The sequence below is a fragment of the Desulfonatronum thiosulfatophilum genome, assembly GCF_900104215.1.
In the GTDB taxonomy this organism is placed as follows: domain Bacteria; phylum Desulfobacterota; class Desulfovibrionia; order Desulfovibrionales; family Desulfonatronaceae; genus Desulfonatronum; species Desulfonatronum thiosulfatophilum.
Map to the genome: position 1 here is coordinate 131,713 of NZ_FMXO01000011.1, position 15,618 is coordinate 147,330.

The following is a 15,618-nucleotide window of genomic DNA, read 5'->3' on the forward strand; positions in this document are numbered from 1 at the left end:
CTTGTCCTCATATCCGTTATATTCTCCAAATGCCTGACATGGGGATAATCCAGACTGAGGATATTCCAGACTGAGGATACTCCAGACTGAACATCATCGGCCGATATTTATGCAAAAATCCTACCTGCTAGCCATGAACAATTCAATCAGAAAACCATTAGTATTCCAAATACCCCTTGTACAGCTCCTGTCCAACCGTTCCAAAATCGCTCGTATCCTCTTGCGTGGCGACGTTTCATAATGGCCGCCCCCTCCGATCAGCTGTTCAGCGACATGTTTGATGCCATGCTCGCCCTGCTCGGACCGAGCGGGTGGTGGCCGGCCCATAGTCCGTTCGAAATGGCCCTGGGCGCCATTTTGACCCAGAACACGAACTGGACCAATGTCCGAAAAGCCATCGACAACCTGCGAGCCCAGGAATTGCTGGATCCAGAACGACTTCACCTGGCTCCGGACGCGTTGCTGGAGACCTGTATCCGTCCCTCAGGCTTTTTTCGCCAGAAGACCAGGAAGATCAGGGATTTCCTGGATTTCTTGAAAACCGAAGTCGCATTTGATTTTGCCGCGTTCGATGCTCAGGAAACATTCAGCCTGCGGGAAAAACTGCTGTCCGTTCGGGGGATCGGTCCGGAAACCGCGGACAGTATCCTGTTGTACGCCCTGGATCGTCCGGTTTTTGTAGTCGATGCCTATACGGCAAGAATCTGCAACCGCCACGGGCTGATTCCCGAGGATGTACGCTACGAAGAGTTGCAGGCGATGTTCATGCGCCATGTTCAGCCTGAGACGGACAAGTATAATGAATACCATGCTCTGCTCGTCCGGGTCGGAAAAGAATGGTGTCGCAAGCGGGAACCGAAATGTTCAACCTGCCCGTTGGCGGCACATCTCCCATGATGTGTCTCCAGATGTCCGGAACCGAAATGAAATTCAACTTCTTCAGTAAACCTTTACCCGGAGGCCGTAAACGTGGATGCTTCTTGAGCCCGATCACCCCGGTGATTTTTTTGCTTGCCCTTCTTGCCGGACTTTTCCTGGGTCCGCGGGTTTACGCTTCACCCAAGACTTCCGAGAGCATTGTTCAATCACTTGAAGAGAAACAACGCGATGCCCATACTCATGAAAAAATCCTGCAGGGACTCACGGAACAGGAGCGGAAACTGTTCGGCAATCTGCAGGATGTGGAAGTCCGAATCAGGAGAACCACGGATGAAATCCAGGACCTGGAAACGGAACTTGTCCGACTGCGGCATGAAGAAAATCGTATTCAAAGCGAGTACCGGGACCTGGTCCAGGAAAGAACCCAAACCGGAGAAGAATTGCGCAACCTGCTCACGTTGCTCTGGCCGGTGCATCTGCAAGGGATTGAATCAAAACTTCAGGATTTGACGTCTTGGGACGAGGCGGATCGCCAGTTTCACTGGCTGTCCCGGATCTACGGGCTGGTCCAGGAGCGTATCGAGCGCCTCCAGGCACAAGCCCGGGAACTGGCTTTGGGACAGGTGCGGCTGGAGAGATCCAGGGCCGAGATCGATGCGCAGATCATTCGAATCAATAAGGGCAAGGATCAGCTCCTGGCCCAAAAGTTGGATTTCCTGCGACGGGTTCAGGAAGTGCGCGCCCAGAAGATTTCCACGGAGGAACAGGTCAAGGAAATCCTGCAAAGCATCGCTGACCTGAATTACCAGTTGCAGACGCTGGCCAGTAAGACATTCTCGGATCAGCAAGGCCGGATGTCCTGGCCCGGGCAAGGTCGAATCGTCCAGGGCTTCCAACCTCAGGCTTCACCTCCCCACCGCGGGCTGAGCCTGCAGATGGGGAAAAACGACCCGGTGCGCGCCATCTCCCCGGGCAAGGTGGTGCACAGCGACCTGCTCCGGGGCTACGGTCATGTGGTGATCGTTTATCACGGCCAGGACTACTACAGCCTTTACGCTTTCTTGAACAATGCCGTGGTCAGCGTGGGCCAGGATGTGGATAAGGATGAAAAACTCGGGCAGGCCGGCTACTACCCCAAGGTTGACGGGCCGGGTCTGTATTTTGAATTGCGTTTTCACCAAAATCCCGTTAATCCTGACAACTGGCTGGTTGCCAAGTAATCTTCATGTCTTATCATGGCGCTGAAACCATGAATGTTCAGCAACGATTCATCCAAAGCCGAGCACCTTACCGCGGTCCTCGCCCCCTTCGTGGGCTTCGGAGCTTTCCTGCTCAGCCGGACATGCGTGGCCGCAATTTCAAGACATCCTGTCCAATTCCGGTCACACGATCGGAATCTGGAAGATACAATGTTCATCAATAATCAACATTCTTTACTTAAATGTACTCGGAGGTAATTATGCGGGTTGTCCACTGGGTTGGCACCCTGATGCTTCTTTTTTTCCTTGCCGTCACCTTTGGCCAGAGCATGGCCACGGACGAGGACCGATACTCTCCCCTGAAACGCTTCAGCCAGGTTCTGGATCTGGTGGAGCGTTATTATGTTCAGGACGTGGACCGCAATGAAATGATCCAAGGCGCCATTCGCGGCATGCTTCAGGAACTGGATCCCCATTCCAGCTTCATGACCCAGGACGCCTTTCGAGAAATGCAGATCGATACATCCGGCGAATTCAGCGGGATCGGAATTGAAATCTCCATCGTCGACGGCAAGCTGACCGTTGTCTCTCCCATCGAAGACACCCCCGCTTTCCGCGAAGGCCTCAAGTCCGGCGATCACATCCTGGAAATCAACGGCGAATCCACCGTGGACATCACCATCATGGACGCGGTGAAGCAGATTCGAGGTCCTCGCGGCACCACCGTCGAACTGACCGTCCTTTCCAAAGGCGAGTCGGTTTCCAGAACCGTGACCATTGCCAGGGACGTTATCCCCGTACACACGGTCAAGCTCTTTGAACTCGAGCAAGGTGTCCTGCTGATCCGTCTGACGAGCTTCAAGGAAACCACCATGGATGATCTGCGCGCCGCCCTGGCCAAGGCCGGCCAGACGCCCCATTCAGGCCTGATCCTGGATCTGCGCAACAATCCAGGCGGATTGCTGAACCAAGCCGTGGCCGTGGCGGATGCCTTTCTGAGCGAAGGACAGATCGTCTACACCAAGGGCAAGGTCTCGCAGTCCGAGATGAATTTTGAAGCTTCCAGGAACGTGCTGGACGTGGATTCGCCCATGGTCGTCCTGATCAACGCCGGTTCCGCATCCGCTTCGGAGATCGTCGCCGGAGCCCTCCAGGACCACGGCCGGGCACTGATCCTCGGCGAGCAGACCTTCGGCAAGGGCTCCGTTCAGACCATCATTCCCCTGGCCGACGGTTCCGGGATCAAACTGACCACCGCGGTCTATTACACGCCCAGCGGGCGCTCCATCCAGGCCAAGGGCATTGATCCGGACATTTTCGTCCCCTTCATCGCCCAGAACAACGAGCAGGAAGCCCGAATGACCATCATGCGCGAAGGCGACCTGATCCGGCACCTGGAGAACGGCACGGAACAGCAAAGTGAGCTTGATCCTCCGAAAACCCAAGTTCAGGAAATGTTGGAACGGGACAACCAGTTGCGGATGGCCCTGGAAATGGTCAAGGCCATGCCGAGGCTGAAAGCATTACGGTAATCCGTCGCAAGGGGCCCCAGAGTATTTGCCGTATTCCCGAAGCGCCCTCACGCGGATGAAACTGAAGATCACACGTAACTACTCAGCCATTTCACCAATAAGACATGGAGTGTTCCGGCTTGTCCGTTTTTTTTGGCATCGCCTGTCTGACTGAGCCAGGATTCATTCATCGAACCATTGCTGGACGCCTGAAGCGTCAAATGTTGTTTATTCAGGCAATGGTTCGAAGTTACGAAGCCGGCGGAGGATTTGCGAGGCCGAAACGAGACAAGCCGGAACACGGCTGAGCAGTTTGCGATCACACGGATACGTAGTAGGCAATGACCGGCAAAACAACGAAGAAGAGTGCAAAATCTCCATCACGCTCAACTACCGCGGGCGCGAAGGGGACGGGCAAGGGAGCGGCCAAAGGAAAAAAAACCGCTTCCAAACAGCCGAGCAAGTCTGGACGGAAGCGTTCATCAAAAAAGCGCTTTTCCAGAACATGGTTGGCCCTTCTTGCTTTTGCCACCGGTCTGACGGCCATCACCATGGTCTGGGCATTAAACCTGTCGCCCTTGGAGAACCTTGCTCCTGCCGTGGTCTCAGCACCGAAACCGACGGCCTCCATATCCTCCCCGCCAGTGGCAACTCGGACGGCCACCGCTCCCGACGCGCCCGTCCGCCGACCCTCCCGGGCAACACCAGCCGCGGTCCCCGCCACGGCCTCTCCGGCCCCTGGACCGGAAGTGGCCAAGCTGGTTCAACCGCCCACCAGCTCCAGCCACGTGCGGGCCAAGGTCGTACCGGAATCGCCGACAGCTGTTCCTTCGCGGCACCAGGGCCGCGTCTACGAAGTCTTTGACGGCGAAGTCCTGGAGCAGCAGATCAAGGAAGTCGATCTGGCACTGGTCCAGACCATAATGGCTCTGAACCTGGATCCACGTACGGTTCGTCACCTGGATATCCAGATGAAAACCCGAAACAACCGGAAGTACCATACCCAATCCCTTTCCATCAGCCTCAACCAGGAAGCCCAGGACTTTGTGCGGGCACTCGGCCGGAATCTGGATTTATGGGTGGATAACGCCAAGCTGGAGCTGGTGCGCACGGATGCCGGGAAACAGGAGTGGCGCATCAGCTTGATGAACCTGCCCACCCACACCCTGTTCCTGGAGGAGAGCAGCCGCAAGCCCCCACCGCCTCCCAAACCCTCTCCGCCAGGAACTGGTCCGCGCCTGGTGGTGATCATTGACGACCTGGGCGAGAGCGTGCAGCAGGCCAGGGAACTGGCCGCCCTGTCATTTCCGGTCACTTTCGCCATCCTGCCGCACAGTTCCGAAACCCGGGAGGTGGCCAGGATCGGCGCTGCCGCGGGTCGGGACATCCTGCTGCACCAGCCCATGGAGCCCCTGGATTATCCGCACCGGGCGGACCCCGGTCCCGGCGCCCTCTTCGTGGGCATGTCCGAGGAACAGATTCTTTCGATCATGCGAACCAACCTTGCGCAGGTTCCCCAGGCCATCGGGGTGAACAACCACATGGGGTCGCGGTTCACCGCCGATGATCAGGGCATGGCCGCCGTGCTCCGGGAACTGCAACACCGCAATCTGTTCTTTTTGGACAGTCTGACCACGGGCAACTCCGTTGCCGAAAAGCAGGCCCGCAAAATCGGACTGGAGAACCTCCGACGCCACATATTCCTGGACAATATCCCGAACGTCCAGGCGATCCTCTTTCAGCTTCGCAAGGCCGAGCAGCTGGCGCATTCCACGGGCAAGGTCATAGCCATTGGCCATCCCTACCCAGAGACGCTGGAAGCCTTGAAGATCTGGGAAAAGGAACGAGATGCCCGGGTGTACGTGGTTTCACTGCGTTCGCTGGTTTCACAACAGGCCCTGGCCGTTCGGTGACCATATCAACTTGGTACCCACAGCCGCCATTGATCACGCATGTCTTCAAATCTATTCACCATCCCGGAACATCAGTCCGACGAGGAAGTCATCGAGCTGCTTGCTGAAGGTCGGGAACTGCGGATTGAACGAATTATTTCCCGGGGACATGCCTCCCCGCCCGGATTCTGGTACGATCAGGAACTGGACGAATGGGTGGCATTGCTGCAAGGTGAAGCCCGAGTCCGCTTCGAGAACGGAATCACCCGCCGACTTCAGGCCGGGGACTATCTGTTTCTTCCCGCTCGACTGCGCCACAGGGTGGAAAGCACAAGCACCGAACCGCCATGCGTCTGGCTGGCAGTGCACGGCAGTTTTCCGGAACAGGTGCGTGCTGCATCACGTGAGGGGAATCATGAAGTTTGACTGCGTCGCCCATCATCAGGCCCCATCGTGGCAGCGACGAGGAGGAGGGATAATCGTGCGCCATATATGCCGTTTCGCCGTCATCATCTGCATTTTTCTGCTGACGGGATGCTCCTATTCCAGTGTCGGCCATCTCCAGCGGCAGCCATGGATTCTGAACTCTCAGCAGCAGTTGGAGATGCGGTTTTGGAAATTCACCTACACCGCTCATCCCGCCCAAGGACGCTACACTCTTGTGGGCAAGGCCGAACCGGTTCTGGAAAATCTTGCTTCCGATCTGCACTGGATCGAGGATCTTTGGCTGGCCGTGTACCTCAGCGACGATAAGGGACGTGTTCTGGCTCAGGACCTGACCATTTTTACCGGTCTGCCCTTGGATTCCGAGAAGGGAATCCAGTTCGCCTTCACATTGCGGCCGGACCAGCTCAGCCGATCTTCTTTCTTGCAGGTGACGTTCGGCTACAATATGACGCTGACCCCTCACGAACAGTACACCGTGGAGGATCTGCCCGCAAAACAGCGTTCCGGAGAGCGAACACGAGTTTTTTTCGCTCATGAAGGCGCTCTGACCAAGATCTAAACTAATTTCGCCATGGACATCCCCCATCTTTATTCCTAACTAGTTTTGCTTTGCCGTGCAGGTTCTCGTGGACACTCCAGGATGGCGCTGGCAATAAGTACGCATTCTTTTTCTTCAGGTCGCCCGAGGGGCGCCAAGAGAGAACCCGGTGCAACTCCGGGACGGTCCCGCCGCTGTAAATCCCATGCAACCCGACGGTGTTGCGATTGCCACTGGAGCCGTGTTCCGGGAAGGCCTGCCGTAACGGGGGGGGATGAGTCAGAAGACCTGCCTGAAGAGCATTTTTCGCCCCGCACGAGGATGTTGGGAGCGAGCATTCCTGAGCTGCCCGGCTCGACTGATTCTATGCAGGAACACGGTTCCCCCTGGTCCAGGCTACGTGGCCTGGAGCCGATGAGTTTGTGCGACTGGCCCGGTCGTGTAAGCGCCGTATTATTTCTGGGAGGCTGCGACCTGCGCTGCCCCACCTGCCACAATTTCCAGCTGGCCTGGGAAACCTGGAACACCCCCTGCCTCCCCCGCTCCCAAGTCATGGATCTTCTTCGAAAACGATCTTCCTGGCTGGACGGCTTGGTCGTGACCGGCGGCGAGGCCGCCTTGTCCGCGGACCTGCCGGAATGGCTGGCCGATCTTCGAGCGCATGTCGGCTTGCCCATCAAGCTTGATACCAACGGTATGCATCCTGCAGTGATTGAACGCACCGTGACCGCCGAGGCAGTCGACCTGGTGGCCGTGGACATCAAGGGACCCTGGTCGAAATATCCGCTTCTAACCGGCAACAGGGCGACCCCTGAACAGGCCAGAGCCAATATGAAGCAAATTTTTGCATTAGCTCGAGACAAACCCGGCTCGTTTCAGTTCCGAACCACGCTGGTTCCGGAACTGACACAGGACGACCTGAACGCGATGCAACACCTTCCGCCTCCGGGATTTGTGTTGCAAATGCAACGTTTCAAAACCCCCGCAACAGTTATTGAGAGGAGATGACATGCTGACCCACATTTGCAAACGTGATGGCCGAACCGAGACCTGGGCCGTGGACAGGATAGCCGCGGCAATTTTCAAAGCGCTGAAGGCCTGTGGAATCCAGGACGCTCTTTTGGCCGATCGATTGGCCCGCAATGTGGAAAAGCGGCTTATGGAAGCAGGTCTGGTGATTCCGGACCAGGAGCAGGTTCAGGACCAGGTTGAGGCTGCCCTGATGCAGTCGCGACAGTTCGACGTGGCCAAGCGGTATATTCTTTACCGGGAAAAACGTCGCCAGATCCGGGAACAGAAGGCGGCGTTCCTGGACATCACGGACACCATCGACGCCTACGTGAACAAGTCCGATTGGCGCGTGGCAGAGAACGCGAACATGTCCCACTCCTTTCAGGGGCTGATGCTGCACCTCTCAGGCACGGTCCAGGCCCGATACGCCCTGGAAAAATACCCCGTGGAAGTGCGTCAGGCCCACGAACACGGATATTTCCACATCCATGACCTGTCCTTCGGACTTGCCGGATATTGCGCAGGCTGGAGTCTGCGCGACCTGCTTCTGGAAGGATTCAACCTCGAGGGGCGTTCATCCGCCGGACCGCCCAGGCATTTCGACTCCGCAATGGGCCAGATGGTCAATTTCCTGGGCACCTTGCAAAACGAATGGGCCGGTGCCCAGGCCTTCAACAATGTGGACACCTATCTGGCTCCCTTCATCCGCCACGACGGCCTGGACTACGCCCAGGTCCGGCAGGCCGTGCAAAAATTCGTGTTCAACCTGAACACCACGTCCCGCTGGGGAGGACAGAGTCCGTTCACCAACCTGAGCTTCGATCTCGTCGCGCCCAAACACTTGGCCTCGGAAGCCGTGATCATCGGCGGCAAGCCCGACGACAGCCTGACCTACGGTGATTTTCCCGAGGAAATGGAAATGATCAACCGGGCCTTCCTGGAAGTGATGCTTCAGGGCGATTACCACGGCCGCATTTTCTCCTTCCCCATCCCCACGTACAACGTGACCGAGGACTTTCCCTGGGAGACGCAGGTCGGCAGACTGCTGCTGCAACTGACCGCCAAGTACGGCGTTCCCTACTTCCAGAACTTCATCAATTCGGACTTCAAGCCGGAGGATGTGCGCTCCATGTGCTGCCGGCTGCAGATGGACCTGCGCGAACTGCGCAAGAAGGTCGGGGGACTTTTCGGTGCCGGCGACCTGACCGGCTCCATCGGCGTGGTGACCCTGAACCTGCCCAAACTGGCCTTCCTGGCCCATGACGAGGAAGACTTTCTGGATCTGATCACTGAGTATGCTGAACTGGCCAGGGAAAGCCTGGAATTCAAGCGCAAGCTGATCAACGACAACCTGGAACGGGGCATGTTCCCCTTTACCAAGCGGTACCTCAAGAACGGCTTTCGGGGCCATTTCTCGACCATCGGCCTGATTGGCGGCCATGAAGCCTGTCTCAACCTGCTGGGCAAGGGCATCGAATCCTCCGCCGGCATCCGCCTGATGCGCAAAATCCTGTTCCACCTCCAGGAACTGACCCGGCGCTTCCAGGAGGAGACCGGCAATCTCTACAACCTGGAAGCCACCCCGGCGGAAGGAGTCAGCTACCGCCTGGCCAAGCTGGACAAGGCGCTGTACGCCGGCATCAAGGCCTCGGGCAACGGCGTTCCGTATTACACCAATTCCACCGCCCTGCCCGTGGATCTCGGGCTGGACGTCTTCGCCGCACTTGAGCACCAGAACCAGCTTCAGACCCTCTATACCGGAGGCACGGTCTTCCATACCTTCCTGGGCGAATCGGTGGCCGACCCGGATTCCCTGAAGGCATTCCTGATCAAGGCCATGTCGCTCACGAAACTCCCCTACATCTCCATCACTCCGACCTTTTCCGTATGCAAGGACCATGGCTATCTCTCCGGCGAACACCCCGCCTGCCCGCAATGCGGCGAACCGGCGGAGGTCTACACCCGAGTCGTCGGCTACTACCGCCCGGTCCAAATGTGGAACCGCGGCAAACAGGCAGAATACGCGGAACGCAAGGTGTTCGCGGGATTGTCCGCGGATGCTTGCTGAAGGATTAAAAAAAGGCCCTGTTCGTTTGAACAGGGCCTTTTGGATTTCATTGGCCTGTGCCGAATATAAAAACTATGGCGGAGGGAGAGGGATTTGAACCCCCGGACCCCTCTCGGGGTCAACGGTTTTCAAGACCGCCGCCTTCAACCACTCGGCCATCCCTCCAAAGAATAGCTCTCTAATCCGAGACGCTTTCTCTGTCCAGTACTGGCCTGGAAACTGATGCAAGTCCGCTGGTGAGCCGGTTCAGGACATCACAGATGAGTAGTTGCCGAAAACCCGCTGGGATGACACTGGAAGTTGGCCAGGGTCTCTGTTAGGTTGCCTTCCTTCATGTCCAGTCCCCCCTCATCAATAAATCTTTCCGGACCGGTTCATGGCGCATCCGACGCCGTTCCTCCCGACCAGGTTCCAAAGTACACGTTCCTGAGCATGATCGGGGTGAACTTGATGGTTTTCATGGCCACCCTGGACATGAGCATCGTCAACGTGGCCCTGCCGAGCCTGGCCAAGCAACTGAATACGGATTTCGCCACGGTGCAGTGGGTCGTTCTCAGTTATGTGCTGGTGGTCGCCTCCCTGCTGCTGATGGTCTCCCGTCTAGGCGATATCCGCGGAAAAAAGCGCATCTTCAGCCTGGGGCTGGGCATCTTTACCCTGGGTTCGCTGTTGTGCGGTCTGGCTCCCAGCGTGGGCTGGCTGATCTTCTTTCGGGCTCTGCAGGCCGTGGGCGCGGCCATGAGCCAGGCTCTGGGCATCGCCATCGTCACGGAACTCGCGCCGCCCCATCGCCGGGGCCGGGCCATCGGCCTGATCGGCGCCTCCGTGGCCATGGGCCTGTCGCTCGGGCCATCCCTGGGGGGACTGATCATCGAATTCGTCGGCTGGCGCTGGATATTCCTGATCAACGTGCCCCTGGGCATTCTGGCCCAATTGATCATTTATCGGCACATGCCGCCCCTGGCTCCGGCGAAACGCGATCAACGCTTCGACGTGCCCGGCGCGGTACTGACCGCCATCACCCTGGTCGCCTATTCCATGGGCATGACCTTCGGCCAGAAGATCGGCTTCGGCTCACCGCTGAGCCTGACGCTTCTTGCCGTCGCGGCTGTTTCCCTGTTCGGTTTCATCGCCGTGGAACGGCGGGTCAAGCAGCCCATGATCGACCTGACGCTGTTTCGCAATCCGCTGTTCAACATGAACCTGATCATGTCCGTGCTGGTCTTCATTTCCCTGTCCGCCGGCTTCATCATGCCGTTTTTCCTGCAACTGGCCCAGGGCCGTCCACCCAGCGAAGTGGGCCTGTTGATGATGGTCATTCCCCTGAGCATGGGCCTGGTGGCGCCCTTTGCCGGAGCGCTGTCCGATCGTTTCGGTCCCCGCGGCCTGAGCCTGCTGGGTCTGGTCATCCTGGTCTGCGGCTGTCTCGCCGTCAGCACGCTGACCCTGGAAACCTCATGGTGGGGTTTCGCGCTGCGGGTCATGCCCGTGGGGCTGGGAGTCGGCCTGTTCCAGGCTCCGAACAACAGCGCCATCATGAGCGCCGTGCCGCGGGAGCACCTGGGCGTAGCCTCGGGACTGCTGAACTACTCCCGTGTCTTCGGCCAATCCACGGGATTGCCCCTGATCGGCTCCATCTTCACCATCTTTGTCGTTTCCGTAACCCTTGAACCGGTCCGGACGGATTTTACTCTGGTTCCCCCCGAAGCCCTGGCCGCGGGAATTGCCGGCGCCTACAGATTTCAGGCCGTGCTGCTCCTGGCGGCCATCGGACTGGGCATTGCGGCCTGGGTCGTTGATCATCGCCGCGGCAGCGCGTCTCTGCCTCCGGCCGCGAGAATCGAACGGCCTACCTCGGGGGGATGACCATGATCACGGATAATCGGGCCAAACCCTGCCTCGTCGAGGATTTTACGGGATATGCGGCCGCACTGAGCAACGTTCTCGACGCAGTCGGCGCACCTGTTGTATTGAAACGGCGCAAACGAGTAATCATCAAACCCAATCTCGTGAACACCTCGCCGTTTCCGGTGACCACGCACCCGGACATGGTTCGCGCTTTGGTGGAATATATTCGCAGGCACTCCAAAGCCCGCATCGTCCTGGCCGAAGGCTGTGGAGACGCATGCCGAGAAACCGCGGAGATCTTCGCCTGCCTGGGCTACACGCAATTGGCCGCGGAGTATGACCTTGAACTGCTGGATTTAAACCGTGCGCCCCTGATGCGGATGACCAACCCCGAGTGCTCGTTCTTTCCGGAAATCTACCTGCCCCGGGCCGTCATGAGCGGCCTGCTTATTTCCGTGGCCGTACTCAAGCGGCACAGCCTGTCCCAGGTCACCCTGAGCATGAAGAACATGCTCGGCCTTGCGCCGCCGTCGCATTATCAATGCGGCGGCTCGTGGAAGAAATCAGCCCTGCACGCGGACATGCAGCGCGCCATTTTCGAGTTGAATTGCTACCGCGCTCCGGATCTGGCCGTCATCGACGCCAGCGTCGGTCTGGCTGACTACCACCTGGGCGGACCGGTCTGTTCGCCGCCGGTGAACAAGATCGTTGCCGGCTTCGATCCCGTGGCCGTGGATGCAACGGGCGCGGCTCTGCTGAACATGGATTGGCGCATAATAGGCCATATTCAAATGGCCCACGGCCGGCTGGGACATGCCGAAGTCCCCGGGGAATGATCATCGCCTTGTTTAGTGACTTATTCCTGTGTTCCTGTCAGAAAAACAAGAATGTTTGAACCGCAAAGGACGCAAAGTTGAAGACCCAAAGCAGAAGTATTGTCCAAAACCGGGTATCGGTTTTGGACAAGGCTGCCTTTTCATTTGCCGTTGCTCGGCAAATGAAAAAACTTCCTGCCTTCCTTGGCGAACTCTGTGACTTGAGCAAAGCGGGCGGTTCAAAAGCCTTCTGTTTGGTTTGCGGGCATGGCCTGTATTAGTTGACCTCCCATGACCACGACTTCGAACTCCGACATCCCTCTACCCCGTGAATTCCCTCACGTCCTGGTGGTCCAGGCTTCGGCCGGAGCCGGCAAGACGTACAGCCTCGGGTTGCGCTTTCTGCAGCTCCTGGCCCGGGCTGGGAGTCCGTCCACCGGAGCCCTGGGCAGCATCCTGGCCCTGACCTTCACCGTGGCCGCGGCCCAGGAGATGAAGTCCCGGATCATCGCCTTTCTCAAGGATATCGCCCTGGAAACCCCGGCCGGATCACTCCTACGGGAGCAAAGCGGCCTGAATCCGGCCGCGGCGGCTGCCTGGCTGGACTGCATCCTGGAGCATTTCCAACGTTTCCAGGTCAAAACCATCGACAGTCTGCATTTCCAACTCGTACAGGCTCTGGGCAAGCGCATGAATCTCTGTCCAGAGCTGGAAGCCAGCTTTGACCAGTCGGCATGGTCCAAGGTGGTCCTGGAAGGTCTGCTGGCCCGGACCGACTGGGATCAGCTGGTGATTTCCGGTTCCGGGCCGGAAGCGACCGATTCGCTGCTGGGGCTTTGGGACGGAATTTTTCAGGTCTACCTGCACCAGGAAATGCACAGCGGATTGCGCTTTCTGCCCTGGTTGGAGAAGCAGGTGCGCGGCGTGGTCAGCGACCTGAACCAGCTTTTGACGCCCCTGGCCGCCACGTCCCTGGACGATCTGAGGGCCGCGCAGAGCCAATTACTGCACTGCTGCCGGGAGATGACCGAGGCCCTGGAGCGTGCCGGAATTTTGGATCAGGTTTCCAGGTTCGACGCCGCGGACAAGCTGGGCAATCCCTTGGCCGAATTGGATTCGGCCTTCTTTACCAAGACATCGGCCACGGAGCTGTTCAAGAAGAAAGTTCATTGTCATCCGGCGCTTCCGGAATGCTGGGATCTTTATATGGGAGTCTGCCGGGCCAGGAATGCGTACCTGCTGGCCAGGGCCCGACTGCATGCCGCTCCCCTGGCCCGGCTCCAGCTCGTCGTCAGCCGGGAGTTGGAACGCCTGGGGCAATCCCAGGGCCTGCTCATGGGCGGCTGGTGGACCCGACTGATCCGCCAGCATCTGGACCGGGAGGAACTGCTCCAGGAGGCCGCCATGATCCTCGGGATGCGCTGGCGGCACCTGCTCATCGACGAATTCCAGGACACCAGCCGGGAACAATGGGAAGTGCTCCGGGAACTGGCCGTGGAGGCTCTGTCCGAAGGCGGCAGCCTGTTTTGCGTCGGCGACGTGAAACAGGCCATCTATCGCTGGCGCGGCGGTGACTGGCGGCTCTTCTTCGAACCACTCGATCCTCGGGTGACGCCCAATGTCCCTGAAGGGAACCGGATGCGCACCGTCCTGCCCTTCAACCGCCGCTCCTGCCCGGAAGTGGTGGCCTGGAACAACGCCTGCTTTGCCAGCCTGGACAAGCCCGACGCCGCAATGCTTCTGGCAGACGCCATGATCCCGGCCAAGGAAAAAACCCAGGCTCGTTCGCATCTGGCCTCCACCATCACCGAACTCTACGCCGAGTCCGCCCAGCTCCCATGGAAAGAGTGTTCCGGGGCAATCCACGTCACCGAGATCAAGGCCGAAGACACCCAGGAGTACAAAGCCAAGGCCATGCTGACCCTTATCGCCGAGATCGAGGCCCTGCACGCCCGGGGCGTCAGCCACGGCGACATGGCCGTACTGGTCCGAACCAACACCGAGGCCGGAGAGTGCGCCCAAAACCTGCTTGCCGCATCCATTCCGACCATCACCGAGCAGAGCCTGGTCATTTCCGGTCACCCCGCGGTCCGGGGCCTGCTGGCTCTGCTGACGTGGCTGGACAATCCGGGCGACGACGCCGCGCTGGATGCGCTTTGCAGAAACCCTCTGCTCTTTGCCGAAATTCTGGATGATGTGCCGGATATGTGCACTCTTCTCCTGGCCGCGCCGGTCCCCCTGAGAAAAGACGATCCGTTGCAGGCCGCGGGATGCGTTCAGCCTGGAATGCGTGAAGAAGCTCACATTGTCGGCGGTGAAGATGCCGCTGATGGCGATGCGCCGAGAAATGAAACAGCCGCACCGCTCTATCGTCGCCTGCAGGAAGCGCATCCCGCGTTCTGGGCGGAGCACCTTGAACCATTCTGGAAACACGCCGGTTTTCGCGGAGCCTATGAACTGCTGCTGGCTGCTGTTGCCCATTTCCGCTTGCGGGAGCTTCCCCTGGGCCAATGGGCCTGGGTGGAAAAATTGCTGGAATCCGCCTTGAACGCGGAAGCCCAAGGGTACACGACATTATCCGGATTCCTGGAATTCTGGCAGGAGAACGGCAGCTTCTGCGTGGTCGGACTGCCCGAAGGACTTGCCGCGGTGCGGGTCATGACCATGCACAAGGCCAAGGGACTGGAGTTTCCCCAGGTCTTCCTGCCCCTGCTCGGCTACGGCGACAAGAACCGCCCCGCGCATCTGCTGTTCCAGTCCGAAGACGAGGCCCCGTATCTGGCGGCCACGACCAAGCCGCGTTGCGCGGAAGTAACGGAGTTCATGGACTCGGAACTGATCAAAACCATGGCTGAAGAACTGAACCTGCTCTATGTCGCCCTGACCAGGGCCAGGGCGGGACTGCATATCTTTCTTGCGGACACCGAGACGGCCAGGTCCTCCCATGCCGCGAGCTGGCTGCGGGCTGTGATGCCGGGATGAGGGTGTTCGGCGGGACGTTGCGAGCAGGATTAGAGTATTTACAGGGATCGATTTCGATTTCGATTTCGATTGCTTTTTGGTAACTAGTCTGCCCTGAAAATAGATCAACTATTTAAAATTGTTAGACATTTTTTCTATTTCGTAGTACATTTTCAACCAGTTACTGCAGTATTTCTGTAATAAGCCGGTCGAAAAATCACTGATTTTGGAGTGACTATGAAGGCGAAAAAGAAAAATTGTAATCAAGGCAACTTCCTCTATCCGGATTTGTTGAAACAACTCAATCCCCATCATTCTCTGCTTCAACTGGCTAAACAGATCCCTTGGCAGCACTTCGATGATGAGTTTACGGTTTACTACAGCGAGAAAGGGCGCCCAGCAAAACCAATCCGGCTCATGGTCGGGTTGATGATCCTCAAGCAATTGGA

Annotated in this window: 13 protein-coding genes, 1 tRNA gene and 1 riboswitch; of the genes, 12 read left to right on the top strand and 2 right to left on the bottom strand. The window is 58.2% G+C overall.

Annotation, left to right across the window (positions count from 1 at the left end):
* Window positions 1–240: 240 nt before the first annotated feature.
* The 3 genes from BLP93_RS10675 (at window position 241) to BLP93_RS10685 (ending at window position 3,610) form a co-directional block, all read left to right on the top strand.
* Complete coding sequence (locus BLP93_RS10675; protein ID WP_092121203.1) at window positions 241–897, top strand: endonuclease III domain-containing protein; 657 nt, start codon at window positions 241–243, stop codon at window positions 895–897.
* Window positions 898–980: 83 nt separating this feature from the next.
* Window positions 981–2,099 (top strand): murein hydrolase activator EnvC family protein, encoded by a 1,119-nt coding sequence (locus BLP93_RS10680; protein ID WP_161946289.1) that lies wholly within the window; start codon window positions 981–983, stop codon window positions 2,097–2,099.
* 239 nt (window positions 2,100–2,338) lie between these two features.
* On the top strand, window positions 2,339–3,610 hold the full coding sequence (locus BLP93_RS10685; protein ID WP_092121209.1) for a S41 family peptidase: 1,272 nt from the start codon (window positions 2,339–2,341) through the stop codon (window positions 3,608–3,610).
* A 298-nt stretch (window positions 3,611–3,908) separates the two neighbouring features.
* Here BLP93_RS10685 and BLP93_RS17035 read toward each other — a convergent pair whose 3' ends face one another.
* Window positions 3,909–4,346: a hypothetical protein gene (locus BLP93_RS17035; RefSeq protein ID WP_161946290.1), complete on the bottom strand. Its 438-nt coding sequence runs from the start codon at window positions 4,344–4,346 to the stop codon at window positions 3,909–3,911.
* On the opposite strand from BLP93_RS17035, the gene BLP93_RS10690 reads away from it, so the two are divergent.
* The 5 genes from BLP93_RS10690 (at window position 4,339) to BLP93_RS10710 (ending at window position 9,545) form a co-directional block, all read left to right on the top strand.
* Entirely contained in the window at window positions 4,339–5,502 is a 1,164-nt protein-coding gene (locus tag BLP93_RS10690; RefSeq protein WP_161946291.1) for a divergent polysaccharide deacetylase family protein, read from the top strand. The two genes, BLP93_RS17035 and BLP93_RS10690, sit on opposite strands and share 8 nt — an antisense overlap.
* 39 nt (window positions 5,503–5,541) lie before the next feature.
* Entirely contained in the window at window positions 5,542–5,907 is a 366-nt protein-coding gene (locus tag BLP93_RS10695; RefSeq protein ID WP_092121215.1) for a cupin domain-containing protein, read from the top strand.
* 55 nt (window positions 5,908–5,962) lie between these two features.
* Window positions 5,963–6,487, top strand: coding sequence for a hypothetical protein (locus BLP93_RS10700; protein ID WP_092121218.1), 525 nt, complete (start codon window positions 5,963–5,965; stop codon window positions 6,485–6,487).
* A 99-nt stretch (window positions 6,488–6,586) separates the two neighbouring features.
* Window positions 6,587–6,776, top strand: a riboswitch (cobalamin riboswitch).
* Window positions 6,777–6,832: 56 nt separating this feature from the next.
* On the top strand, window positions 6,833–7,474 hold the full coding sequence (locus BLP93_RS10705) for an anaerobic ribonucleoside-triphosphate reductase activating protein (protein WP_092121221.1): 642 nt from the start codon (window positions 6,833–6,835) through the stop codon (window positions 7,472–7,474).
* 1 nt (window position 7,475) lies between these two features.
* Window positions 7,476–9,545 carry a ribonucleoside triphosphate reductase gene (locus tag BLP93_RS10710; protein WP_092121224.1) on the top strand — a complete coding sequence of 690 codons (2,070 nt, stop codon included), beginning with the start codon at window positions 7,476–7,478 and terminating at the stop codon, window positions 9,543–9,545.
* Between the two features lie 75 nt (window positions 9,546–9,620).
* Here the strand turns inward: BLP93_RS10710 and BLP93_RS10715 are convergent.
* Window positions 9,621–9,710, bottom strand: a tRNA-Ser gene (locus tag BLP93_RS10715).
* Window positions 9,711–9,878: 168 nt separating this feature from the next.
* Here BLP93_RS10715 and BLP93_RS10720 point away from each other — a divergent pair.
* The 4 genes from BLP93_RS10720 to BLP93_RS16680 form a co-directional block, all read left to right on the top strand.
* Complete coding sequence (locus BLP93_RS10720; RefSeq protein ID WP_092121227.1) at window positions 9,879–11,411, top strand: MFS transporter; 1,533 nt, start codon at window positions 9,879–9,881, stop codon at window positions 11,409–11,411.
* Window positions 11,412–11,413: 2 nt separating this feature from the next.
* Window positions 11,414–12,229 (top strand): DUF362 domain-containing protein, encoded by an 816-nt coding sequence (locus BLP93_RS10725; RefSeq protein ID WP_244148722.1) that lies wholly within the window; start codon window positions 11,414–11,416, stop codon window positions 12,227–12,229.
* A gap of 270 nt (window positions 12,230–12,499) precedes the next feature.
* Window positions 12,500–15,190 carry a UvrD-helicase domain-containing protein gene (locus BLP93_RS10735; protein ID WP_092121236.1) on the top strand — a complete coding sequence of 897 codons (2,691 nt, stop codon included), beginning with the start codon at window positions 12,500–12,502 and terminating at the stop codon, window positions 15,188–15,190.
* Between the two features lie 216 nt (window positions 15,191–15,406).
* A partial coding sequence (locus tag BLP93_RS16680) for a transposase (RefSeq protein WP_139162979.1) occupies window positions 15,407–15,618 on the top strand: 212 nt, incomplete at its 3' end.

Coding starts and splice junctions, on each gene's coding strand:
- BLP93_RS10685 (WP_092121209.1), top strand. CDS start 2,339: ATGCGGGTTGTCCACTGGGTTGGCACCCTGATGCTTCTTTTTTTCCTT.
- BLP93_RS10725 (WP_244148722.1), top strand. CDS start 11,414: ATGATCACGGATAATCGGGCCAAACCCTGCCTCGTCGAGGATTTTACG.
- BLP93_RS10695 (WP_092121215.1), top strand. CDS start 5,542: ATGTCTTCAAATCTATTCACCATCCCGGAACATCAGTCCGACGAGGAA.
- BLP93_RS10720 (WP_092121227.1), top strand. CDS start 9,879: ATGTCCAGTCCCCCCTCATCAATAAATCTTTCCGGACCGGTTCATGGC.
- BLP93_RS10735 (WP_092121236.1), top strand. CDS start 12,500: ATGACCACGACTTCGAACTCCGACATCCCTCTACCCCGTGAATTCCCT.
- BLP93_RS10710 (WP_092121224.1), top strand. CDS start 7,476: ATGCTGACCCACATTTGCAAACGTGATGGCCGAACCGAGACCTGGGCC.
- BLP93_RS10705 (WP_092121221.1), top strand. CDS start 6,833: ATGCAGGAACACGGTTCCCCCTGGTCCAGGCTACGTGGCCTGGAGCCG.
- BLP93_RS10675 (WP_092121203.1), top strand. CDS start 241: ATGGCCGCCCCCTCCGATCAGCTGTTCAGCGACATGTTTGATGCCATG.